The following is a 21,528-nucleotide window of genomic DNA, read 5'->3' as shown; positions in this document are numbered from 1 at the left end:
CCCCGGGAGTTCGCGCCCCCGGCCCCGCCGGGCATGGGCCGCGCCTGGGGGGTTGCCGGTGCAGCGCATCTGGCCTTGTTCCTGGCCTTGGGTCTGGCCACCGCCTGGAAAACCCAGCCCCAAACTCTGCAGGCCGAAGCCGAGCTGTGGTCGGCCGTGCCCCAAGCGGCGGCGCCCAGACTGCAAGAGCCTCCGCCGCCCGAGCCAGTGCCTCAGCGCGAGCCTCCCAAGCCCAGCAAGCCACCCCGGCCCGCCCCCGAACCGGAGCCTGACAACAGTTTGCGTGACGCGCAAATTGCGCTCGAAAAGAAAAAACTGGAAGACCAGAAAAAGAAAGAAGCGGCCGAGCGCCAACGCAAGGCCCTGGAGAAGAAGAAAAAAGAAGCCGAAGAAAAAGCCGAGAAGGAAAAGGCCGAGAAAGAAAAAGCCGCTAAGGACAAGGCCGCGAGGGACAAGGCTGCGCAGGAAAAAGCGGCCCAGGAAAAGAAAGAACTGGACAAGAAAAAAGCCGCTGAAAAAACCAAGGCCGACGAGAAAAAACGCCAGCAGGAGCAAGCCCAAAAAGCCAAGCAAGACAAGGAAGATGAAGCCCGCGCGGACGCCATGCGCCAGGAAAATCTGCAACGCATGCAGGGCATGGCCGGCGCATCGGGTGGCCCGAATGCCACGGGCACAGCGCTCAAATCCTCGGGGCCCTCGGCCAGTTATGCCGGCCGCTTGGTCGGCCGCATCAAACCCAACATCACCTATCCGGGTGAGGTGGTTGGCAACCCGCGCGCCGAAGTGGAAGTGCGTGTGGCCCCCGACGGCACCATCACCAGCCGCCGCATCGTGCAGTCCAGCGGCAACAAGGCCTGGGACGACGCCGTGCTGCGGGCCATCGACAAAACCGAAATCCTGCCCAAGGACACCGATGGCCGGGTGCCGCCTTTGATCGTGCTGGGGTTCCGCCCGCTCGATTGACCCAGACAGGGTGAGTCCGCCCTCGACCACCACCCCCCACTTTGAGGGCATTCTGGCGTGAATGCGCTTGTCTACTATGATGGGTTGCTTGACTCAAGCTTGGGCTACATCTGCCGATACAAACAAGTCATTTCATTCGCGGGCCTGCTGACGGGCCCGATCCAAAGCGTTCCGGGACAAACACCATGTTGAAAATTGCGGGTATCGGATTCGCTGCTGCCGGGCTTGTTCTGTTTGCCAGCCAAACTTTGGCTCAAGGCAGTCAAGTCGGCGGGTGTTTTGTGGCCCATTTCAAGTCTCTGGCCCTGAAAACCCACAACCCACAGCTCAGGGCTGAGCGGGCTGAAAAGTGGCTACAGCAAAACACCGCCAGCTGCACCAAGGCCCAACTGTCCTCTTTGCAAGCCAACAGCCCCAATTGGTTGGGCAGCTCGCTGACCCATGACATCTCATCCATTTTGGAAGGCGCCATTGAAGCCAACATCTCTGGCAACCCTGAGTTGATGGGCCGTCTTTACGAATCGGTGGGCAAGGAAGGGCAAAGCGGCAGTGTCACCCTGACCAACCCCGTTGCCCGAGCCCCGGTGGTTCAACCCATGGTCAACAATGGCGTGATCTCGGGCAGCGCGAACTACGGCACCATTTCGGGCAACACCACCCTGAACCAAACCACGAACAACCTCAGCAGTGCCAACTCAGCCGCCAACAACAACGCCAACTCGGCCGCCAGCAGCACAGTCACCGACTCCACCAACACGACCATCGGTCAAGGCAGCGCAGCCAGCAGCGCGCAGGGCAGACCCTCTGGGGCGCGTTGAGCCCCCTGGCCCCAAGACTTTTGCACCACGCAACGGCTCCCCATACCCGCCATGGGCAGGGCAGCAGACCGGGGGGCCGAAGGCTGAGCTGCCAGCTCAGTCGTACACGATCTGCGCCTGGCCCTGATCAGCCTGCGCCATCCAGCTGGCCAGAGCCGCGTCGGTGGGGAAGAATTTGGCGGCTTCGCCCAGCGCCAGCTCGGCGCGGGCACCCAAGGCTTCATTGCGCCGCTCCAGCACCAAACGCACGGGCAAGCCGCGCACCAGGTCGCCCTGCTCGGTTTGCTCGCGCTGCGCCGGGAACTCCTTGACGATGCGGGCGATGTCGGGCGCACGGCCATTCACCGCCACGCGCAGGTATTTGCCGTAGCGGCAACGCGCTGCACCCAGGTCCATGATCTGCTCGATCTTGAGCCTAAAGCCACCCGAAAACCGGTCGGCCTGCATCTTGGCCGTGACAACGATCAGTTCGTCGTCTTTGAGCAAATGTTTGGCCGAGTTGATCAAGGCTTCGTCGGCCGTGGCCTCCATCACGCCCGACTTGTCGTCGAGTTTGAAGATGGCCACCTTGCCGCGCTGGCCGTTGATGATGCGCAGATCGCTCACGATACCGGCCATCAACTGCGGTTCGCGGCTGTCGATCAGGTCGTCGATCTTGCGCCGGGCAAACTGACGCACCTCACGCTCCACCGCGTCGAACAAATGGCCGGACAAGAAAAAGCCCACCGCGGTTTTTTCCAGCAGCAGGCGCTCCTTGATGCCCCAAGGCATGACCTCGACCAGCTCGGGCTCTTGCGTGCTGGAGCCATGCGAGTCGTCGCCCAGCATGTCAAACAAGCCGCCCTGGTTGGCGTTGGCCACGGTGGCCGCAGCAAACTCAAAGGCTTTGTCGATGCTGGCCGACAGGGCCGCACGGTTCATGTGCAGCGAGTCAAAAGCGCCCGCTTTGATGAGCGCGTCCACCGTGCGTTTGTTGATGCGGGTGCGGTCCACGCGCACCGCAAAGTCAAACAAACTGGTAAACGGACCACCTTCGGTGCGAGCCGCCACAATCGCCTCGATCGCCTGCTGACCCGTGCCTTTGATGGCCCCCAGACCGTAGCGGATGATCTTGTCGGTCACCGGCTCAAAGCGGTGCGTGCCCCGGTTCACGTCCGGCGGGTCAAAGCGGATGCCGAACTTCAGGGCGTCTTCGTGCAGCACCTTGAGTTTGTCGGTGTCGTCCATTTCCACCGTCATGTTGGCGCAGAAGAACTCGGCGGTGTAGTGCACCTTGAGCCAGCCCGTGTGGTAAGCCAGCAAGGAGTAAGCGGCGGCGTGCGACTTGTTGAAGCCGTAACCCGCGAACTTTTCCATCAAGTCAAAAACTTCATCGGCCTTGTCCTGCGCAATGCCGTGCGTGGCCAAAGCCCCCGCGCGGAACTTCTCGCGGTGCTCGGCCATCTCCTCGGCCTTTTTCTTGCCCATGGCGCGGCGCAGCAAGTCGGCGCCGCCGAGCGAGTAACCGCCCAGAATCTGCGCGGTCTGCATCACCTGCTCTTGGTAGACCATGATGCCGTAGGTCTCACTCAGCATCTGCGCCACCGCCGGGTGCGGGTACTCCACCTCTTCGCGACCGTGCTTGCGGGCCACAAAGCTGGGAATCAGGTCCATGGGGCCCGGGCGGTACAGCGCGTTCAGGGCGATCAGGTCTTCCAGGCGGCTCGGCCGGGCGTCGCGCAGCATGCCCTGCATGCCGCGGCTTTCAAACTGGAACACGGCCTCGGTCTTGCCGTCCGAAAACAATTTGTAAGTCGGCGCATCGTCCAGCGGGATGTTTTCAAAGGCGAAGTTTTCCTGGCCCTTGTGGCGCTTCATGATGAATTCGCGGGCGATCTCCAAAATGGTGAGCGTGGCCAGGCCCAAGAAGTCGAACTTGACCAGACCCGCCGCTTCCACGTCGTCCTTGTCGTACTGGCTCACCGCAGATTCGCTGCCGGGCTGCTGATACAGCGGGCAAAAGTCGGTCAGCTTGCCCGGAGCGATCAAAACGCCTCCGGCGTGCATGCCCACGTTGCGCGTCATGCCTTCGAGCTTTTGCGCCAGCTCGATCAGTGTCTTGACATCCTCTTCGCGCTCGATGCGCTCGGCCAAGATGGGCTCCATGGCAATCGCGTAGTTGTTCTTGTCGCCCTCTTTGGGCGTGGCGGGCGGGTACTGCAGCGTGACCGACATGCCCGGCTTGTTGGGAATCAGCTTGCTGATGCCGTCGCAAAAGGTGTAGCTCATGTCGAGCACGCGGCCCACGTCGCGGATCGCCGCACGCGCGGCCATGGTGCCGAAGGTGGCGATCTGACTGACCGCATCGCGCCCGTATTTGTCCTTCACATAATCGATCACCCGGTCCCGGTTGCCCTGGCAAAAGTCGATGTCGAAGTCGGGCATGGACACCCGCTCAGGGTTCAAAAAGCGCTCGAACAGCAGGCTGTATTGCAGCGGGTCCAAGTCGGTGATCTTGAGCGCATAGGCCACGAGCGAGCCCGCACCCGAGCCCCGGCCCGGGCCGACAGGGCAGCCGTTGGCCTTGGCCCACTGGATGAAGTCACCCACGATCAGGAAGTAACCCGGGAAACCCATTTTCAAAATGGTGCCCAGCTCAAACTCCAGCCGCTCCACATAGCGCGCGCGCTCGGCCTCGCGTTTGGCGGGGTCGGGGTAGAGGTGCTGCAGGCGCTCTTCCAGGCCTTCAAACGAGACATGGCGGAAATAGTCGTCGACCGACATGACCACACCGTTGACGGGCGGAATCGGAAAGTTCGGCAGCTGTGGCTTACCCAACACCAGGCTCAAGTTGCAGCGTTTGGCAATTTCCAGGGTGTTGGCAATGGCGCTGGGCACATCGGCAAACAAGGCACACATTTGCGCCGCCGACTTGAAATACTGCTCGCGCGTGAAGCGCCGCACCCGGCGTGGGTTGGCCAGAATTTCGCCTTCGGAAATACAGACCCGTGCTTCGTGCGCCTCGTAATCTTCAGCCGCATGGAACTGCACCGGGTGCGTGGCCACCACAGGCAAACCCAAACGGGCAGCCAGCGCCACTGCACCGGCCACTTGCGGCTCGTCTTCGGGCCGACCAGCGCGCTGCAGCTCCAGGTAAAAACGGTGTGGAAAGACCGAGCCCAGTTGCAGCGCCACGTCCGCGGCCTTGTCGGTGTCGCCCTGCACGATGGCCTGGCCCACCGGACCGGCTTGCGCGCCTGAGAGCAAAATCAAACCGTCGGACAATTCCTTGAGCCAGGCCAGCTTGACCACCGCCACGCCTTTGACGATGTTTTGGGTCCAGGCACGGGCCAGCAGCTCGCACAGGTTCAGGTAACCAGGGTGGTTTTGCACCAACATCACCACCCGGCTGGTGGCCCCGGCGTCGCCACCCAGACCCTCTAAGTTGATCTCTGCGCCGATGATGGGTTTGACCCCCTTGCCCCGCCCTTCCTTGTAGAACTTGACGGTGCCAAACAGGTTGTTCAGGTCGGTGATGGCCAGCGCAGGCTGGGCGTCCTTGGCCGCCAGCTTGACCACATCGTCGATGCGGCAGGTGGAGTCAACGACGGAAAATTCAGTGTGAAGGCGCAGGTGGACAAACATAGCCTGCCATTGTAGGAGTTCGCCTGCAGCGGGTCCTTGGCTGGGCTTCAGTCACGCAGGACCTGCAAGACCTCGGAGCGAAATTCGCGCCCGTACAGAATCAGCACCACCAAAGCCGTGGCCAGCACCAGCGCTATGGGCGAAAAAAACCAGGCCATGGCGGCGAACGAAAAATAGTAAGCCCGCAGGCCGTCGTTGAAGGTCTCGGCCGCCGCACTCACCAGGTTGCCAGCCCGCACGGCAAACTGCTGTCGGTCAAACCGCTGAGCGGCAAAGTCTTCTGGCGGGGGCATGGCCCCAATGACCAGTGCCACAAAGGTGTACTGCCGCATGGACCATGAAAAACGGAAGAAGGCATACACAAAAATGCCCACCAGCACCAGGATCTTGAACTCGAACACCAGCAGGGGCGTGGGTTCGGCAAACGGGATTTCACCCACCAGCTCCGCCGCCTTGTCGGTGGTGCCCAAGAGCGCAAACAGACCACCGATGATGATGATGCTGGTGGACGAGAAAAACGCCGGGGTTTGCGACAAGTTCTGGGTGATCAGGCCGTCCAGCATGCGGGGGTCACGGCCTGTGGCCTGCATCATCCACATCTGGCGGTAACGGTTGGTGGTGGCAATCAGGCTTTGGTCCCTCAGGCCACGCACCTTGGCCAGCCAGGCGTAACCCACCCACATGCCAAAAAAACAAAAGAGCGCCAGCCAATCGAGCCAAGGCAGCATGGTGATGATTTTCATGTGCCCGATCGTATCAAGGGACAGCGCAGAGCACCATGCCCACACAACGCCCTGTTGAGCACCTTCCTCGGTCATTTTTGAGTTTTAAAGGTCTCATTTGACGCTACGATGATGTACTTCAAAAGATCACACACCATGAAAATCATCGTTTCCTTGGCCTTGCTGGCCCTCCTCAATGCCTGCGGCGGTGGCTCGGGCTCCCCTGATCAAAGCGGTGGTCAAACTGGTGGCCAAACGGGCGGTCAAACGGGTGGCCAAACCACCGGCAAGCCCATCACCCTCACCGACCAAACCGGGGTGGCCCGCTACCATGGCCAGTCTGACTGCACCGCTTTTGTGCTGGACCTGCGCAACGACGCCGCCCCGGCCTACGCACTGACCAACGGGCACTGCGCGCAAAACTTTTCGGATCCAGACACCCCTTATGCCGTGTGGCGCGACCGCGCCGCCCCCTCAGACCGCTTGGTGTTTTTCTACACCGCCAGCACCCAAGCGGCCCAAAAAACCGTTCAAGTTTCGGAAATCACCTACAGCAGCATGAACCAGACCGACCTGGCGGTGTTGAGGCTCAACGCCACCGTGGGCCAACTGCGGGCGCAGGGCATTGAGCCCATCCAGATCCACAGCAGCCCGCTGGCCAGCGGCAGCCCGATTCAGGTGATCGGTGCGCCCAGCAGCGAATTTTTGCGCCAAGTGGCCTGCCAACAAGGCCCGCGCGTGGACGTGAGCGAGTTTGTCTGGGTCTGGTCGCAACTGCAATCGAACGACTGCACCCAAATTTTCCCGGGCATGTCCGGCTCACCCGTTTTTGACCCCGTCAGCCGCAAAGCCGTGGGCGTGATCAACACCACCACCGTGGGCATGTCCGAGACCCGCAACTGTTACCTGGGATCGCCCTGCGAGATCAGCGCCCAAGGCACCCGGCCCCGGGCTCAAACCAGCTACGCTGTGCCCATTGACGGCTTGGCCTCCTGCTTTGTGCAAGGCCAATGGGCACCGCAAGCCGGGGTGTGCCCCCTGCCCTTGGCATCCGGCCCGGCGTTGCTGCCACAAGGCCTGTTCAGCCCCATGCAACACCCCAGCAGCATCAGTCGCTGGCAACTGGAGGGCCCCAGCAGCGCCGCCACGCAAGTGAAGTTAATCACGGCGGGCGTAGACCGTTGCAACACGGACACGGGCTACCAGGCTTACCAGGCAACTCAATTGCCATTTTTGCCCACACAAGAAGGCGTGCACCTGGCCTGCGTGCGCGAAGGCCAGCGCCTGACGGTGCACCCGATCGAGGTGGACAACAGCGCCCCTACCGCTGCGCCCATCGTGGAAGTGGCCCCACTGGATGGCCCAGCCCGCCGGGTGAGCTTGTCGTTCAAGCCCCCCGAAGTCTCGGGCTACGACACCGCAACCTCGGCCACCGAGGCCGGTTGCAGGGCCTTGCCCGACTCGGCCTTCACGCCCTATTTCCGGGTGCCCTTGGTGCTGGACGCGCCGACTCACCTGTGCGTCAAAGTCAGTGACCGGGCAGGCAATACAGGCCGCGTCTGGTCGCAGGCCATCCCTTAAAGGGTTGGAAAGGCGCGATCAGCCACGCAGCTTGGCCGCCACCGCAGCCACGCGCTCGCCGTAGGCTTTGGCGGTATCCAGATCGCCTTGGGGAATGTCTTCGGCAGGGCTGGTCGGGCCCACTTGCGCCATCACACCGGAGTTGGAGCCGATGCGGTTGATGCTGCCATCGTTCAAGGCCGGCTGACCGACCCAGACCATGCCTTGCTGCATGGCCAAGGTGATGAAGTACTGAATGGTCGACAGCTTGTCACCGCTGGGGCTGGCCGAGATGGTGAAGCCGCCCGCGACCTTGTCCTTCCAGGCACTGGTGAACCAGCGCTTGGAAGAGGCGTCGGCAAACTTCTTGAACTGCCACGAAGCCATGCCCATGTAAGTGGGCGAGCCAAAGATGATGGCATCGGCCGCGTCCAGGGCCGCCCAGTCGGCGTCTGAGATGTTGCCGTCGGCGTCGATGGCGATGCTTTGGGCGTTCGCGCCTTGGGCCACAAACTGGGCCACGCGCTGGGTGTGGCCGTAGCCGGAATGGAAAACAACAACAGTTTTAGCCATGAGAAAAACTCCTTGGAGGGGTTGAAAAAAAGGGTTGAGTGAAGTGAGATGGGGGATGGATTCCCGCATTCGGGGGAATCAAAGATGCAAGCTCAAGGAGCGAGGTCGAACACCAGGACTTCGGCGTCCTGGCCATTGGCCAAAGCCAAAGACGGTTCAGACTGCAACATGGCCGCGTCACCCGCGTTGAGTTGCTGGCCATTGACCTGCAAACTGCCGCGCACCAAAAACACATAGGCCTTGCGCTCGGGGCTCAAGGGCAAATGGGCGACTTCTGCACCGTCCAACAAACCCGCGTACATGCGGGCATCGGCATGGATCTGCACCGTGTGCTCGGCCGCTTGCGGGTCTGCAGGGGGTGCGGCCACCAAAGCCAATTGCCCACGTTTGGCGTTGCCCGGCACGGTTTTTTGCTCGTAGCCGGGGTCAATGCCCGTCACGTTCGGTTCGATCCAGATTTGCAAAAAGTGGGTTTGTTCCCCCTGGGCATGATTGAACTCGCTGTGGCGCACGCCAGAGCCCGCGCTCATGCGCTGCACGTCGCCCGGCGGAATGCCCTTGACGTTGCCCATGCTGTCCTGGTGGGCCAGATTGCCCGACAGCACGTAGCTGATGATTTCCATGTCGCGGTGGCCGTGTGTGCCAAAGCCGGTGCCGGGCGCAATGCGGTCTTCGTTGATGACGCGCAGGTTGCCAAATCCCACATGGGCCGGGTCGAAGTAGTTGGCAAAAGAAAAGCTGTGAAACGACTTGAGCCAGCCGTGGTCGGCATAGCCGCGTTCGGCAGATTTGCGCAGGGTGAGCATGGGTTTTCTCCTGGTCAATGGGCTGCAGCTCTCGCTGCCTACAAGGCTCTAACTTTAACGATCAACCGCCCTTGAACCATTGCAGCTGTTTGCTGGCATCATTCAAATAATTTCAAAAATCAAGCCATCACCATGCAAACTCCACGCGACTGGCTCACCCCCGAAGCCCTGCTGATGCTGCAAACCATTGGCCAGCAAGGCAGCTTTGCCGCAGCTGCACGCGCCCTGAACCTGGTGCCCAGCGCCCTGACCTACCGGGTGCGCCAAATCGAAGACGCGCTCGATGTGCTGCTGTTTGACCGCAGTGCCCGCCAGGCCGTGCCCACGGCCGCTGGCCGCGAGTTGCTGCGCGAAGCCAGCCGTTTGCTCGACGACATGGACGCCGTGGCCAACCGCGTGCGCCGCGTGGCCACAGGCTGGGAGGCGGTGTTTACCGTGGCCGTCGACAGCATCGTCTCGCGCGGCGTGGTCATGGACCTGTGCGCCAACTTTTTGGCGTTGGGGGCGCCCACCCGACTGCGGCTGCGCTATGAAACCCTGTCGGGCACGCTGGCCGCGCTCACTTCGGGCCAGGCCGACTTGGCGCTGGGCGTGGTGCTGGAGCCGGGCCTGAAAACCGACATCCGGCACGCGTCACTGGGGGAGGTGGCTTTTGTTTATGCGGTGGCGCCGCACCACCCCTTGGCCCAAGCCACCGAGCCGCTGGGAGACGCCGCCCTGCAGCAGCACCGCGCCGTGGCCGTGGCCGACTCGGTCAGCCGGGGCGCAGGCCTGACCATTGGGCTGCAAGGCGGGCAAGACGTGTTCACCGTGCCCGACATGCCCAGCAAACTCGAAGCCCAACTGCGCGGACTGGGCGGCGGTTTTTTGCCCGAATCGCTGGCCCGGCCTTACATCGACAGCGGCCAACTGGTGGCCAAGCAGGTGCATGCGCCGCGCACCAACACCTGCCACACCGCTTGGCGCGACACCCCGCAAACGCCCGCCGGACAAGCCTTGCGCTGGTGGTTGGAGCAACTGGAACGAGCTGCCACCCGCGAAGCGCTGTTGCGGCCCGTGCACCGTGTGTGAAAACGACCACCGCCACCGACATCGGGGATAACCCACCCGGGTGGTTTCAAGGCCCTTTTCTCAGCTAAAGTGACCCCATGAACACACCACACATCGCCATCATCGGTGTCGGCATGGCCGGCGTCACCTGCGCCCGCACCTTGCGCCAAGCCGGCCACAACGTCACCTTGTTCGACAAAAGCCGGGGCTTGGGCGGACGCATGTCCACCCGCGCCAGCGCCTTTGGCAGCTTTGACCACGGGGCGCAGTACTTCACCGTGCGCGACCCGCGCTTTGAGCTGGCCATTGCCACCGCCCCCGGCGTGTGCAAACCCTGGAGCGCCAACGCCGTGCGCGTGCTCGACCCCAATGGCCGCGTGATCGAGGCGGGCCTGCCCGGCGGCGAGCGCCACTGGGTGGCCACGCCCGGCATGAACGGCCTGGTCAAAGCCTGGGCCGCCCCCTTGGTGGAAGACGGCAATGTGCAACTGCAAACCCGCGTGACGCACATCTCGCCCGATCCCCTGAAGAAAAACGGCTGGCAGCTGCACACCGAAAGCGATGACGGCGGCCAGCACATTTATGCCGGTTTTGACCAAGTGATCCTGGCCATCCCGCCCACCCAAGCGCAGGCTTTGCTGGAGGCGTCGGGACAAAGTATCCTGGCCGAGCCCCTGAAAAATGTGCGTGTGGACCCCTGCTGGACGCTGATGCTGGCTTACCCACAAGCCGTGCAGCCGGGCGTGATCACCATTGGCCCGCAATGGAACGCGGCGCGCAGCACGCACCACCGCATCGCCTGGATGGCGCGTGAATCGTCCAAGCCCGGGCGCGAGCGCATCGAGCGCTGGACCGTGCAGGCCAGCGCCCCGTGGTCGGCCGAACACGTCAACGACACCCCCGATCGCGTCAAAGGCAAACTCATGAAAGCCTTTGCCGAAATCACCGGCATCCGCGTCACCCCGGACCACGCCGAGGTGCACCGCTGGCTCTACGCCAAAACCGCGCAGCCTTTGGGCCAAAGCTTCTTGTGGTCCAAAGCACAAGGCATCGGCCTGTGTGGCGACTGGTGCCTGGGGCACCGGGTCGAAGACGCGTTTGTCTCGGGCCTGGAACTGGCTTTGGCGGTGCTCAAAAAGCGCTGATGGGCTGAAGCTACCCCCACATGGCTGAGGTTTACACCGGCCGGTTCGCGCCCTCGCCAACCGGCCTTTTGCATGCCGGCTCGCTGGTGGCGGCGCTGGCCAGCTGGCTCGATGCCCGCGCCCACGGCGGCCGCTGGCTCGTGCGCATCGAAGACGTGGACACCCCCCGCTGCGTGCCCGGGGCCGACCAGGTCATCTTGCAGCAACTGGCAGCCTGTGGCTTGGTGCCCGACGGCCCCGTGCTGTGGCAAAGCCAGCGCGGCGACGCTTATGCAGCCGCCCTGCAAAGCCTGGTGAACCAAGGCTGGGCCTACCCCTGCGGCTGCTCGCGCAAAGAGATTGAATCGGCCCAAGCCGTGGCCCGGCACAGCGCCGCCGTGTACCCCGGCACCTGCCGAGAGGGGCTGAACGGCAAACCTGCCCGCGCCTGGCGGCTGAATGTGCAGGCCGTGCAACAGGCCTTGGGCCTGCCCGCGCTCACGCAGTGGTCCGACCGCCGCTTGGGTCCGCAGCGACAAAACGTGGCCCAAGAAGTCGGCGACTTTGTGCTGCGCCGCGCCGATGGCCTGTGGGCCTACCAGCTGGCGGTGGTGGTGGACGACGCCGCACAAGGCGTGAGCCATGTGGTGCGCGGTCAGGACCTGGCCGACAACACGGCGCGGCAAATCCTGCTGCAGCGCGCCTTGGGGCTGCCCACCCCCCAGTACCTGCACACCCCCCTGGTGATGGGCGCGAATGGCGAAAAACTCAGCAAACAAAACGGGGCGCTGGCGCTGGACCTGTCTGACCCCTTGGCAGCACTGGGTCAAGCTGCCCAAGTGCTGGGCTTGCCCGCCCAGCCTGCGCCGCACAACTTTCTCACCCAGGCCCAGGCCTCCTGGACCCGCCTGTTCATCTCCCACACCCACTGAACCCTTGGAGAGCCGAGGCATCGGTACAGGCCTCTGAAAAAGTGTGGCAGATGACTTCTTTGGAATTCAAAACCGAAGAATTCGCCAGAACCTCAACAGGTAAAATCTCAACTCTGCCATTGGGGCAGTTCATGACGTGAGCGCTTGGCGCCCGTTGCCACAAGAGCCTTCGGCTCTGCTTGTCCGATTCAACACCCTCACACACCCATGACGCGAGCCCTGCCGCGTGCCAGCCTTTACAGCGCCAGCTTGGTGCGTTTTCTGACGGAAAACGCCCTGCTCGCCCCTGCCCGTCCGGCAGAGGACGTGGGGCAAAAACTGGGCGACTGGCTGGATTTTCGGCAGGCCATTGCGCTGCACGGCGTGCTGAACCCCGAGACAACCAGCGATGCACAAACCGCTAACTTGCCGGCCCATGTCCAGCGCATGGCCCTGATCGCCCCCGAGGCGCTGGCCAAACATGTGGACAAAGCGCGCGCCCAGCTGGTCGAGTCCATCACCCAAGGCGCACCCGCGGGCTCGGGCCTGGCGCGCATCGACCTGCCCGCCCCGGTTGTGGACGAGCCGGTGGAGATCAAGACCGCCTTCGAGCCCTACCGCCGCTTTGTGGCCGCCCACCAGCGGCAAATGGAAAGCACAGTGCGCGGCTTGCGCGCCCAGTTGCGCCTGCAGCTGAGCAAACGCGCCAGTGCTGGGCAGCAACTGGCCGCCATCGACACGGCTTTTGAAAACATCCTTGCCGAGCGCGAAGCGGCTTTGCTGGCCAAAACGTCCAAGTTGCTGGAAAAGCGCTTTGTGCAAACCATCAAGGCGCACATGCAGGTCCAAGCCCGGCACGCGGCCCTGACCACCGAAACTGCCGATGCCATGGCGGATGCCGCTGACGAGATTGACGCCATGGCCTCAGCCAGCAACGAATCCCCCAAGGCGGACCCCAGCAGCTGGCTGATGCCACTGCACCAAAACCTGCGCCAAACCATTCGTCAGGCCTTGCTGGCCGAACTCGACACACGGCTGCAGCCCGCCCTCGGTCTGCTCGAAGCCCTCACCTCTCTCGCCACACAAGAACAATGAAACGCTTTTCTTTTTCGATCGCATTTGGCCTGGGCGCATTGGCCCTGATTTGGGTAGCGGCGGCCGTGGCCAGCAGCCACTTTCTGGTGCTGGTCATGACCGCGCTCATCGGCGCTGTTTATGGCTTTGGTGCTTGGGAGCTGCGCCAATACCGCGCCACCACCGTCCAACTCCAGCAAGGTTTGGCCCAAGTCCCCACCGACCTGGCCCAACTGAGCGACTGGCTCAACACCCTGCCTGCGGCCTTGCAAAACCCAGTGCGCCAGCGGGTGCAAGGCGAGCGCGTGGCCTTGCCCGGCCCGGTGTTCACCCCTTACCTGGTGGGCCTGCTGGTCATGCTGGGCATGCTGGGCACTTTTTTGGGCATGGTGGTCACGCTCAACGGCGCGGTGTTCGCGCTCGAAGGCTCCAACTCCATTGCGGGCGTGCGGGCCGCGTTTTCCGAGCCCATCAAAGGCCTGGGCCTGGCCTTTGGCACCTCGGTGGCGGGCGTGGCCACCTCGGCCATGCTGGGCCTGATGAGCAGCCTGGCCCGGCGTGAACGCGCCTTGGCCTCGCAGCAACTCGACACCCTGGCCCACACCCAGCTGCAGCGTTTTTCGCTCGCGCACCAGCGCCAGCAAAGTTACCTGGCGCTGGCGCAGCAAGCCCAGGCCCTGCCGCAAGTGCTACAGCAACTGCAGGCCCTGATGGCCCAGATGGCCAGCAGCACCGAGCAAACCCACACCCAACTGCTGGCCAGCCAGCACAGCTTTCAGCACATGGTGCAGCAAGAGGTGCACAGCGCCTACACGGGTCTGGCGCAATCGGTGGACCAGTCACTGCGCACCAGCCTCGGCCAAAGCCTGCAACTGGCCAGCGACGGCATTCGCCCCGTGGTGCAAGCCACCATGGCGCAGCTGGCCGAACAGGCCCAAACCCTGAACGAGCGCCTGCTGCACAACACCCAGCAGCAACTGGCCGAGGTGCACACGCAGCTCACCGCCACCGCCGCCACGCTGGCCCACACCAGCGCCCAGACACTGAGCCTGCACGAGCAAAGCAGCGCCCGCATGAGCGAGCGCGTGGGCCAGACCCTGGAGGCCTTCGGCCAGAACTTCGAGCGCAGCGCCCAGGCCTTGGTCGCGCAAGTGGGCCAGGCCCAAACCGAACAACACGCCCTGCAAAGCACTGCCGACCAGCAGCGCCTGGCCAGCTGGCAAGCCGCGCTGCACAGCATGGCCGATGGGTTGCAGCAGCAGTGGCAAACCACGGGCACGCAGGCCCTGGCCCAACACCAAGCCATTTGCGACAGCTTGGGCCACACCGCCCAGGCCATTCAAGCGCACGCCCAAACCCACAGCCAACAGACCTTGGCAGACATCACACGCTTGCACGATGAACGGGCTGCCGCCGATCAGGCACGCCTGGATGCCTGGAAGGCATCGCTGGAAAGCACCGCCGTCAACCTGGGACAACAGTGGCAAAGCGCCAGCACACAAACGCTGGCCCAGCAACAAACCATTTGCGACACCCTGGCCCGCACCGCGCAAGACATCAGCACCCACAGCCAAACCCAGGCCACGCAAACCCTGGCCGAGATCACCCGCTTGCTGGCCAGCAGCGAAGCGCTGGTGCAAACGCGCATCGCCGCCGAAACGCAGTGGACAGCCCAGCACAGCCAGCGCGCCGAAGAGCTCTCGGCCCTGCTGCGCGAGGAACTGTCGGCCCTGCGCCAAGCCGAAGACGCGCGCGGCCAAGCCGCCGTGGCCCGCCTGGCCGAGCTGCAAAGCACCGTGACGGCCCACCTCAGCACCCTGGGCACCGCCCTGGAAGCGCCCATCACCCGCCTGATCGAAACCGCCTCGGAAGCGCCCAAAGCCGCGGCCGAAGTCATTGGCCAGTTGCGCCAGGAAATCTCGGTCAGCGTGGCGCGCGACAACGCCTTGCTCGAAGAGCGCACCCGCATTTTGGGCACGCTCAGCACCTTGCTGGACGCGATCAACCACGCCTCAACCGAGCAACGCGGCGTGATCGACGCCTTGCTGGTCAGCAGCCAGGCCTCGCTGGCGCAAACCAGCGCGCAGTTCCAGCAACACGTCGCGCAAGAGACCGACAAACTGGGCGGCATCGCCGCGCAAGTCACCGCCAGCGCGGTGGACGTGGCCAGCCTGGGCGAGAGCCTGGGCTTTGCCGTGCATGCCTTCAGCCAGACCAACGAGCAACTCATGGCCCAACTGCAGCGCATCGAACAGGCGCTGGGCAAATCGATGACGCGCAGCGACGAACAACTGGCCTATTACGTGGCCCAAGCGCGCGAAATCATTGACCTGAGCATCGGCAGCCAAAAAGACGTGCTCGACGCCCTGCAACGGCGCACCGACCTGGTCACTGAAGGAGCCGTCTGATGCTGGAGCACGACGCCGACGTCGACGCCACATCGGCCACCTGGATCTCGTTTGCCGACCTGATGACCGGCCTGCTGGGCGCGTTTGTGCTGCTGCTGGTGGGCGTGATGGCCGCGCAACTGGACATGGCCTCGCAGCTGGAGGTGGAGGTGCAAAAGCGCCAGATCGAAGAGCAAAAACGCCTCTCGCTCGAAAACGCCTTGGCCATTCCACTGGCCAGCGGCCGCATCACCCTGAACAACGGCCGCATCGGCATCAGCGGCAAACTGCTGTTCAAGCTCAACTCCGACCAGCTCGAACCCGAAGGCCGCCAACTGCTCAAAAGCCTGGTGCTGCCGCTGCGCAGCTACCTTCAAACGCGTGACGACATGCTCATGGTCAGCGGCTTCACCGACGACCGGGCGGTCACCAGCCGCAACCGCGAATTCGCGGACAACTGGGAGCTCTCGGCCCAGCGTGCCCTCACCGTCACGCGCACCTTGATCGAAGAAGGCATGCCCGCATCCATGCTGTTCGCTGCCGCCTTTGGTCAGGAACAAGCCTTGGTGCCCAACACCAACGAACAAGCCCGCGCACAAAACCGCCGCGTGGAAATGGCCCCGGTGCCCAAGGCCAGCAATGCGGCCCCAACGGCCCCATCGGCCCCATCGGCGACAGGCACAAACCAGGCACGGTGAGTTTTTCATGACCCTCCCCATGTCCGAAGCCCGACCCAGCCTGCCCGAAACGCTGTCCCCGCCCACAGATGCCTTGAAACTGTCGCAAGGCAAAGAGGCTGATGGGGCTGGTTGGGCAGATGAGGCCGAATGGGCCGCAGAGGCGGCCCAACGCGACCCCGTGGGCTGGCACTACATCCAGGTGCTGGCCGAACGCACCCGCAGCCAACCAGGCCCGGCCCAAGCGCTGCTGCAGGCCAAGCTGAGCACTGCTGTGACGCAACTGCAGGCCCGGCTTGCAGTGCCTCAGAACCCGAACACCCTGCCCTCCCGCAGCGCAGCATCGCCCTTGTTCACCTTGCTGCAGGACATGGCCGCACCCACGCCCGAGCGCCCCTTGAACCCCAGCGGCCAAGGCCGCATGGACAAGCCGCACATCGTGGCATTTCGCCAGCAGCTGGGCAAGATCAGCGTGCAAAAGCAGGTCACCCAAGCCATCGCCCAAGCCCCACAAAACGCCGGGCCCATCAACTCCCACATGCTGGTGCTGCGATCGCTGGGCCTGATGCGCGACCTCTCGCCTGATTACCTCAACCGCTTCATGGGTTATGTGGACACGCTTTTGTTTTTGGACGCGCCACAAACGGTCAAAGCCACACCCAAAAAGGCCGCGCCCGCGAGCAAGTCAGAGCGCTGACTGGCGCCTGAACCGCTCAGGCCAAAGCCGCAGGCGCAGGAAAGCCATTGCGCCCCGGAAACTCGGGCGCCAGTGTCCTCGCATTGGGCATCTTGACCCACAGGCGCAGCATCTTGCGGTTGAGCTCGTGCACGCCGTGGTCTTCGAATTCATTGCGCGAATGGAGCACGGCGTAGTTGTTGGCAAACTGCAAATCACCGGGCTCGAGCATCATGCTTAAACGGAAATCTTCACGGTGCATGATCTCGTCGAACAAATCGAGCGCTTCGATTTCGACCTTGGACAGCGGCAGGTTTCGGATTTCGTGGCCCAACTCGATGTACTGGCGCAGGTAGCGGCAGCTGAGTTTGCCTTGGTGGTGGCTGAAGATGGGCGACAGGCTGGGCTGGTCTTCGCACAGGTGCGAAAAATACCAAGTGCGGTAATACAGGCCCAGGTACTCGGGGTGCTTTTCCAAAATCTCGTTGTAAATCGCCGCCACGCTCACCAGCGAACTCAAGCCGCCTTGCTTGGCCTTGCGGATGCACAACAGGCCCACGACGTCGGATGGGTCCGAGTGGTAGGGCAGGTACAGATTGGTCTCGTAAACGCGTGTGGTTTTCTTCGTCACATCGCCCACGTTCATCACCAGGCCCAGCAAGTCGCCTTTGGGGTTTTGCCGAACAGGCACGCCCATGTGCAGGCCAATGCCGTAATACAGAATCTGGATCTGCTCTTCGCTGTAGCGCTCGACAGGCAATCCGCGCAAGACCAAAAAGCCCCGGCCGTTTTCCAGTTCATCGCTGTAGGCCTTGAGTTGCTGCGCCCAGTCACCGATCGGAAAGTCTTCTTGGCCAAAGTTCGGAAAGGTCAGCCCTTTGGCTTGGACATGGGCCAAGGCCGCGTCCAGCGTGGCCAACACGGGCGCGCTGAGGTGGTGCAACCACGCGCTGTCGCCCACCAGGTCCACCCCCTTCCAGGCGGCGGGGCCTGTGATGGCTTGTTTCATGATGAGGCCCATGGCAATTCCCCTGTGATGTGTTGACCGCTGCAAAAATCGCAGCTTAATCGATGCGGCAGCTCGCCCCGCCAAGACGCGGCAAGACCACCCACTGCCCGTCGAGCGCATGAATGCGGATGCGCTGCTCAAACACCGCCTCGATCGCTGCGTGCGTGTCGGCATCGCGGCCTGCACCGTGGTGCACCACACGGCCTTCGTGCATCACGACGATGTCGTCGGCGTGCAGGGCCATGCCGATTTCGTGCAGCACGCTGAGCACGGTGGTGCCTTGCGCCAAGAGGCAATGCACCTGCTCCAGCCAGTCCACTTGGTGCGGCGGGTCCAGGTTGGCCAGGGGCTCGTCCATCAGCATGGTCGGCGCATTGCCCGCCATGGCGCGGGCCAGCAGCACGCGTTGGCGCTCGCCGCCCGACAACTCGCCCAGCATGCGTTCGCGCCAATCCCAGGCCTGTGTGGCCCTAAGGGCGGCTTCCACCATCTGCGCGTCTTGCGCTGAAGGCGCGCCCAGCCAGCTTTGGTGCGGCAAGCGGCCGAGCATGGCCACGTCCCACACGCGCAGGTCCAGCGTACTGGCTTCGCCCTGCCCCAGCCAGGACAGTTGCAAAGCCCTTTGCTGGCGGCTGAGCGAAGCCAGCGGCTGGCCCTGCCACAGCACTTGCCCGCTGTGCGGCAACAAACCCGCCAGCGCCTTGAGCAAACTCGATTTGCCCGCCCCGTTGGGCCCGACCACGCAGGTCCAGCGGCCCGCCGCGATCTGCAGGTCAATGTTTTGAAGGACCGGGCGTCCACCCAACTCGGCGCACAGTTGCCGGGTTTGCAGCGCGGCGCTCATGAACGCGCCCCCGTGTCAGCATCGCGGTACACGCGCCACAGCAAATAGCCCCCGCCCAGCACCGCCGTGAGCACGCCCACGGGCAGCTCTTGTGGTGCCAACAACACTCGGGCCACCACATCGGCCAGCACCAGCAAGGCCCCACCCATCAGGGCCGACAAAAGCAAGCGCCAGGCGTGTGTGCAGCGCACCAGCGAGCGCACCAAATGCGGCGCAGCCAGGCCAACAAAAGCCACAAGCCCCATGTGCGCCACTGCCGCCCCTGTGGCCAAAGAAACCACCCCCACCAGCACCATGCGCGCCAGTGGCAGCGGCACGCCCAGGCTTTGCGCGGTGGCTTCTCCCAAACTCAAAGCGTCCAGCACACGGGCAAAAACCCAAGACAGGGCGAGGCACAAGGCCAGCACCGCCGCCATGGTGGCGCAGGCGGTCCCGCTGACAAACGCGGTCGAGCCCAGCATGAAGCCCTGCATCGCCTGCAAGACTTGGGGCTGCAGCAGCGAAATCAAAGAGGTGACTGCACCCAGCACCACGCCCACCACCACACCTGCCAACAACAGGCGCAGGGTTTGTTGCACACCACGCGCCAGCAGCAGCGTGAGCACCACCGCCAGCACCGCGCCCACAAAGGCTGCGCCCGTCAGGCCCAGACCCAGCCAAGCGGTCATGGCCCAAGCGCTGCCTCCAAAGAAACTCAGATAAACGCCCACCCCCAGCGATGCGCCCGAGGCACTGCCCAGCAAATACGGATCGGCCAGCGGATTGCGAAACAGGCCTTGCGCCACGGCCCCGGCCAAGCCCAGCAAGGCCCCGCCCAGCCACGCGCCCAAGCTGCGCGGCAACCGGATGTCCCACACGATCTGGCGCGACACCGCATCGGCCCCTGCCGACCACCAGGCCTGCCAGCCTTGACTGCCAGCGGCCGTGCCCAGCACCACCACGGCCAGGCCCACCGCCAAGAGCAGCAGCGCCCAGCGGGGTGCATGCGTGTGGATGTGGTTGTTCACCGCTGCACGCCCGTGTCGGCTTGGGCCGCTGCGCGGTTCAGGCAGTCGGCCATGAGCTGCGCGCCTTCGGCCATGCGCGGGCCAGCCCGCACCAGCATGTCCGATTCTTCCGGCTTGAACACGCACAGGCGCTGGCCTTGCATGGCCCGCAAGCGGCCCCAGCCCGGGCGCTGCAGCATGCTGGCGCGGCTGCTGTCGCCCGCCATGATCACATCGGGCCGGGCCTGTACCACCCATTCGGGGTTGACCTGGGGAAATGGCCCCATCGATGCAGGCAAGATGTTGGCCACGCCCATGCGCGTGAGCGTCTCGCCCATGAAGGACGACTCGCTTGCGCCATAGGGCGCAGGGCTCACCTCAAAGTAAACCCGCTGCTGCCGCGCTGCGGGGCTGAGCGATTGCACCGCCGCCTGCACGCCCGCCTGAATGCTTTGCCACACACGGTCGCTGTCAGCGGCGGGCACATGCAGCGCCTGCGCCACGGTGCGCAAAACGCGCTGCGCATCGGCGTGGTTGCGCGGCTCCAGGCGCAGCACATTCAGGCCCAGCGCCTGCAAGCGGTCTGCGCCTCGCGTAGAGCCAGCTGCCAAGACCAGATCGGGCCTGAGCGCAACGATGCTCTCGATGTTCGGGTCCAGCCCACCGCCCACACGCGGGACCGACTTGACGGACTCGGGCCAGTTGGAATAACGGTCCAGCCCCACCAGTTTGTGGCACTGCTTCAAGGCACAGACGGTTTCGGTCAGGGATGGCAACAAGCTCACGATGCGCTGCGGGGCTTGGGCGATCTGCACCTTTTGCTGGCGGTCGTCGAGCACGGTGATGGCTTGTGCGGATTGCGTGCACACCCACACGGCCCCCACCAGTGCCAAGGATTGAGCCCAGGCTCTCAAACCCTCAGCCATGCAGCGCTTCCCACTGGCTGAAGATGCGGTGCATCTGCGCCACACCATCGGTGAGCGCGGCAGGACCGGGCTGCAAAATATCGGCCGATTTGATTTCAAAAATCTGCCCGGTGCGCACGGCGGGAACGTCTTGCCAACCAGGCCGCGCCGCGACTTTTTCGGGGCGAAACTTTTTGCCGCACAAAGAGCCGATGATGATGTCAGGCGCGCGCTCGACGATGGTTTGGCCGCTGGCGATGATCCGATCGCGCCCCATGGATTGCAGGGCCAACTCGGGAAAAATGTCGTCCCCTCCCGCCATGCCCATCAACTCAGACACCCAGCGGATGGTGCTCATGTGGGGTTCGTCCCACTCCTCAAAATAGACCCGAGGCCGGCGCTTGAAACCCGCCGCCTTTTGGGTGATGGCGTCCAGCTCAGCGCGCATGCGCGACAACTGGGCCATACCCTGCTCGGCCTGCCCCACCATCGCGGCCACTTGGTAGAGCACCGAAAAAATCTCATCCACGCTGCGCTGGTTGAACACGGTGACCTGCACGCCGGCCTTGATCAGCAATGACGCGATGTCGGCCTGAAGGTCGGAAAAACCAAACACACAATCGGGCTTCAGCGCCAAAATCTTGTCGATCTTGGCGCTCAAGAATGCACTGACCTTGGGCTTTTCTTCGCGGGCCCGGCGCGGGCGCACCGTGTAGCCCGAGATGCCCACGATGCGCGCCTCCTGCCCCAGCAGGTAAAGCCATTCGGTCGTTTCCTCGGTCAGGCAAACGATGCGTTGGGGCAAGAGGTGTTGCATGG

19 protein-coding genes are annotated in these 21,528 nt (G+C 63.6%); 10 read left to right on the top strand and 9 right to left on the bottom strand.

What is annotated here, in order from left to right:
* Together tolA and QZ190_RS11505 are read left to right on the top strand one after the other, a co-directional pair.
* The coding region (tolA, locus tag QZ190_RS11510; protein WP_291916406.1) for a cell envelope integrity protein TolA at positions 1-963 on the top strand (963 nt) is incomplete at its 5' end.
* A 185-nt stretch (positions 964-1,148) separates the two neighbouring features.
* A complete protein-coding gene (locus QZ190_RS11505; protein WP_291916404.1) occupies positions 1,149-1,781 on the top strand; it encodes a hypothetical protein in 633 nt (210 codons plus the stop codon).
* Positions 1,782-1,877: 96 nt separating this feature from the next.
* Here the strand turns inward: QZ190_RS11505 and dnaE are convergent, their stop codons facing one another.
* Both dnaE and QZ190_RS11495 read right to left on the bottom strand, forming a co-directional pair.
* Entirely contained in the window at positions 1,878-5,405 is a 3,528-nt protein-coding gene (gene dnaE, locus QZ190_RS11500; protein WP_291916402.1) for a DNA polymerase III subunit alpha, read from the bottom strand.
* A 47-nt stretch (positions 5,406-5,452) separates the two neighbouring features.
* Complete coding sequence (locus QZ190_RS11495) at positions 5,453-6,148, bottom strand: DUF599 domain-containing protein (RefSeq protein ID WP_291916400.1); 696 nt, start codon at positions 6,146-6,148, stop codon at positions 5,453-5,455.
* 135 nt (positions 6,149-6,283) lie between these two features.
* Here QZ190_RS11495 and QZ190_RS11490 point away from each other — a divergent pair, with 135 nt between their 5' ends.
* A complete protein-coding gene (locus QZ190_RS11490) occupies positions 6,284-7,708 on the top strand; it encodes a serine protease (RefSeq protein WP_291916398.1) in 1,425 nt (474 codons plus the stop codon).
* An 18-nt stretch (positions 7,709-7,726) separates the two neighbouring features.
* Here the strand turns inward: QZ190_RS11490 and QZ190_RS11485 are convergent, their stop codons facing one another.
* Complete coding sequence (locus QZ190_RS11485; RefSeq protein ID WP_291916396.1) at positions 7,727-8,260, bottom strand: flavodoxin family protein; 534 nt, start codon at positions 8,258-8,260, stop codon at positions 7,727-7,729.
* Positions 8,261-8,352: 92 nt separating this feature from the next.
* Positions 8,353-9,066 carry a pirin family protein gene (locus QZ190_RS11480; RefSeq protein WP_291916394.1) on the bottom strand — a complete coding sequence of 238 codons (714 nt, stop codon included), beginning with the start codon at positions 9,064-9,066 and terminating at the stop codon, positions 8,353-8,355.
* A gap of 132 nt (positions 9,067-9,198) precedes the next feature.
* On the opposite strand from QZ190_RS11480, the gene QZ190_RS11475 reads away from it, so the two are divergent.
* The 7 genes from QZ190_RS11475 (at position 9,199) to QZ190_RS11445 (ending at position 16,986) form a co-directional block, all read left to right on the top strand.
* The gene (locus QZ190_RS11475) at positions 9,199-10,137 is read left to right on the top strand and encodes a LysR family transcriptional regulator (RefSeq protein WP_291916392.1); all 939 of its coding nucleotides are present in this window, start codon (positions 9,199-9,201) and stop codon (positions 10,135-10,137) included.
* A 77-nt stretch (positions 10,138-10,214) separates the two neighbouring features.
* A complete protein-coding gene (locus tag QZ190_RS11470) occupies positions 10,215-11,261 on the top strand; it encodes an NAD(P)/FAD-dependent oxidoreductase (RefSeq protein ID WP_291916390.1) in 1,047 nt (348 codons plus the stop codon).
* 20 nt (positions 11,262-11,281) lie between these two features.
* Positions 11,282-12,172, top strand: a complete 891-nt coding sequence (gluQRS, locus tag QZ190_RS11465; protein ID WP_291916388.1) for a tRNA glutamyl-Q(34) synthetase GluQRS — start codon at positions 11,282-11,284, stop codon at positions 12,170-12,172.
* A gap of 207 nt (positions 12,173-12,379) precedes the next feature.
* Positions 12,380-13,246, top strand: coding sequence for a DUF3348 family protein (locus QZ190_RS11460; protein WP_291916386.1), 867 nt, complete (start codon positions 12,380-12,382; stop codon positions 13,244-13,246).
* Positions 13,243-15,633 (top strand): DUF802 domain-containing protein, encoded by a 2,391-nt coding sequence (locus tag QZ190_RS11455; protein WP_291916384.1) that lies wholly within the window; start codon positions 13,243-13,245, stop codon positions 15,631-15,633. Before QZ190_RS11460 ends, QZ190_RS11455 begins: the two co-directional genes overlap by 4 nt.
* A complete protein-coding gene (locus QZ190_RS11450) occupies positions 15,633-16,310 on the top strand; it encodes an OmpA family protein (protein ID WP_291916382.1) in 678 nt (225 codons plus the stop codon). The genes QZ190_RS11455 and QZ190_RS11450 overlap by 1 nt, the downstream gene beginning before the upstream one ends.
* A 19-nt stretch (positions 16,311-16,329) precedes the next feature.
* Positions 16,330-16,986, top strand: coding sequence for a DUF2894 domain-containing protein (locus QZ190_RS11445; protein WP_291916380.1), 657 nt, complete (start codon positions 16,330-16,332; stop codon positions 16,984-16,986).
* A gap of 16 nt (positions 16,987-17,002) precedes the next feature.
* Here the strand turns inward: QZ190_RS11445 and QZ190_RS11440 are convergent, their stop codons facing one another.
* From QZ190_RS11440 to QZ190_RS11420, 5 genes are read right to left on the bottom strand one after another with little or no spacing between them, the layout of a single operon-like run.
* On the bottom strand, positions 17,003-17,986 hold the full coding sequence (locus QZ190_RS11440) for a TauD/TfdA family dioxygenase (protein ID WP_291916378.1): 984 nt from the start codon (positions 17,984-17,986) through the stop codon (positions 17,003-17,005).
* 43 nt (positions 17,987-18,029) lie between these two features.
* Complete coding sequence (locus QZ190_RS11435) at positions 18,030-18,818, bottom strand: ABC transporter ATP-binding protein (protein ID WP_291916376.1); 789 nt, start codon at positions 18,816-18,818, stop codon at positions 18,030-18,032.
* The gene (locus QZ190_RS11430) at positions 18,815-19,825 is read right to left on the bottom strand and encodes an iron ABC transporter permease (protein ID WP_291916374.1); all 1,011 of its coding nucleotides are present in this window, start codon (positions 19,823-19,825) and stop codon (positions 18,815-18,817) included. The genes QZ190_RS11435 and QZ190_RS11430 overlap by 4 nt, the downstream gene beginning before the upstream one ends.
* A complete protein-coding gene (locus tag QZ190_RS11425) occupies positions 19,822-20,730 on the bottom strand; it encodes an ABC transporter substrate-binding protein (RefSeq protein ID WP_291916372.1) in 909 nt (302 codons plus the stop codon). Before QZ190_RS11425 ends, QZ190_RS11430 begins: the two co-directional genes overlap by 4 nt.
* Positions 20,723-21,526: an ABC transporter substrate-binding protein gene (locus QZ190_RS11420; RefSeq protein WP_291916370.1), complete on the bottom strand. Its 804-nt coding sequence runs from the start codon at positions 21,524-21,526 to the stop codon at positions 20,723-20,725. The genes QZ190_RS11425 and QZ190_RS11420 overlap by 8 nt, the downstream gene beginning before the upstream one ends.
* Positions 21,527-21,528: the final 2 nt, after the last annotated feature.

This window comes from Limnohabitans sp. (genome assembly GCF_017848645.1).
Lineage (GTDB): Bacteria > Pseudomonadota > Gammaproteobacteria > Burkholderiales > Burkholderiaceae_C > Limnohabitans_A.
Note: the sequence above shows the minus strand (reverse complement) of the source record. Positions and strands in the feature narration are given on the sequence as shown.

Bases quoted from the DNA above. Each gene is read 5' to 3' on its own strand.
- QZ190_RS11470 (WP_291916390.1), top strand. From the start codon at position 10,215: ATGAACACACCACACATCGCCATCATCGGTGTCGGCATGGCCGGCGTC.
- QZ190_RS11495 (WP_291916400.1), bottom strand. From the start codon at position 6,148: ATGAAAATCATCACCATGCTGCCTTGGCTCGATTGGCTGGCGCTCTTT.
- QZ190_RS11425 (WP_291916372.1), bottom strand. From the start codon at position 20,730: ATGGCTGAGGGTTTGAGAGCCTGGGCTCAATCCTTGGCACTGGTGGGG.
- QZ190_RS11460 (WP_291916386.1), top strand. From the start codon at position 12,380: ATGACGCGAGCCCTGCCGCGTGCCAGCCTTTACAGCGCCAGCTTGGTG.
- QZ190_RS11475 (WP_291916392.1), top strand. From the start codon at position 9,199: ATGCAAACTCCACGCGACTGGCTCACCCCCGAAGCCCTGCTGATGCTG.
- QZ190_RS11480 (WP_291916394.1), bottom strand. From the start codon at position 9,066: ATGCTCACCCTGCGCAAATCTGCCGAACGCGGCTATGCCGACCACGGC.
- QZ190_RS11440 (WP_291916378.1), bottom strand. From the start codon at position 17,986: ATGGGCCTCATCATGAAACAAGCCATCACAGGCCCCGCCGCCTGGAAG.
- QZ190_RS11450 (WP_291916382.1), top strand. From the start codon at position 15,633: ATGCTGGAGCACGACGCCGACGTCGACGCCACATCGGCCACCTGGATC.
- QZ190_RS11490 (WP_291916398.1), top strand. From the start codon at position 6,284: ATGAAAATCATCGTTTCCTTGGCCTTGCTGGCCCTCCTCAATGCCTGC.
- QZ190_RS11445 (WP_291916380.1), top strand. From the start codon at position 16,330: ATGTCCGAAGCCCGACCCAGCCTGCCCGAAACGCTGTCCCCGCCCACA.
- gluQRS (WP_291916388.1), top strand. From the start codon at position 11,282: ATGGCTGAGGTTTACACCGGCCGGTTCGCGCCCTCGCCAACCGGCCTT.
- QZ190_RS11485 (WP_291916396.1), bottom strand. From the start codon at position 8,260: ATGGCTAAAACTGTTGTTGTTTTCCATTCCGGCTACGGCCACACCCAG.
- QZ190_RS11435 (WP_291916376.1), bottom strand. From the start codon at position 18,818: ATGAGCGCCGCGCTGCAAACCCGGCAACTGTGCGCCGAGTTGGGTGGA.
- dnaE (WP_291916402.1), bottom strand. From the start codon at position 5,405: ATGTTTGTCCACCTGCGCCTTCACACTGAATTTTCCGTCGTTGACTCC.
- QZ190_RS11455 (WP_291916384.1), top strand. From the start codon at position 13,243: ATGAAACGCTTTTCTTTTTCGATCGCATTTGGCCTGGGCGCATTGGCC.
- QZ190_RS11505 (WP_291916404.1), top strand. From the start codon at position 1,149: ATGTTGAAAATTGCGGGTATCGGATTCGCTGCTGCCGGGCTTGTTCTG.
- QZ190_RS11420 (WP_291916370.1), bottom strand. From the start codon at position 21,526: ATGCAACACCTCTTGCCCCAACGCATCGTTTGCCTGACCGAGGAAACG.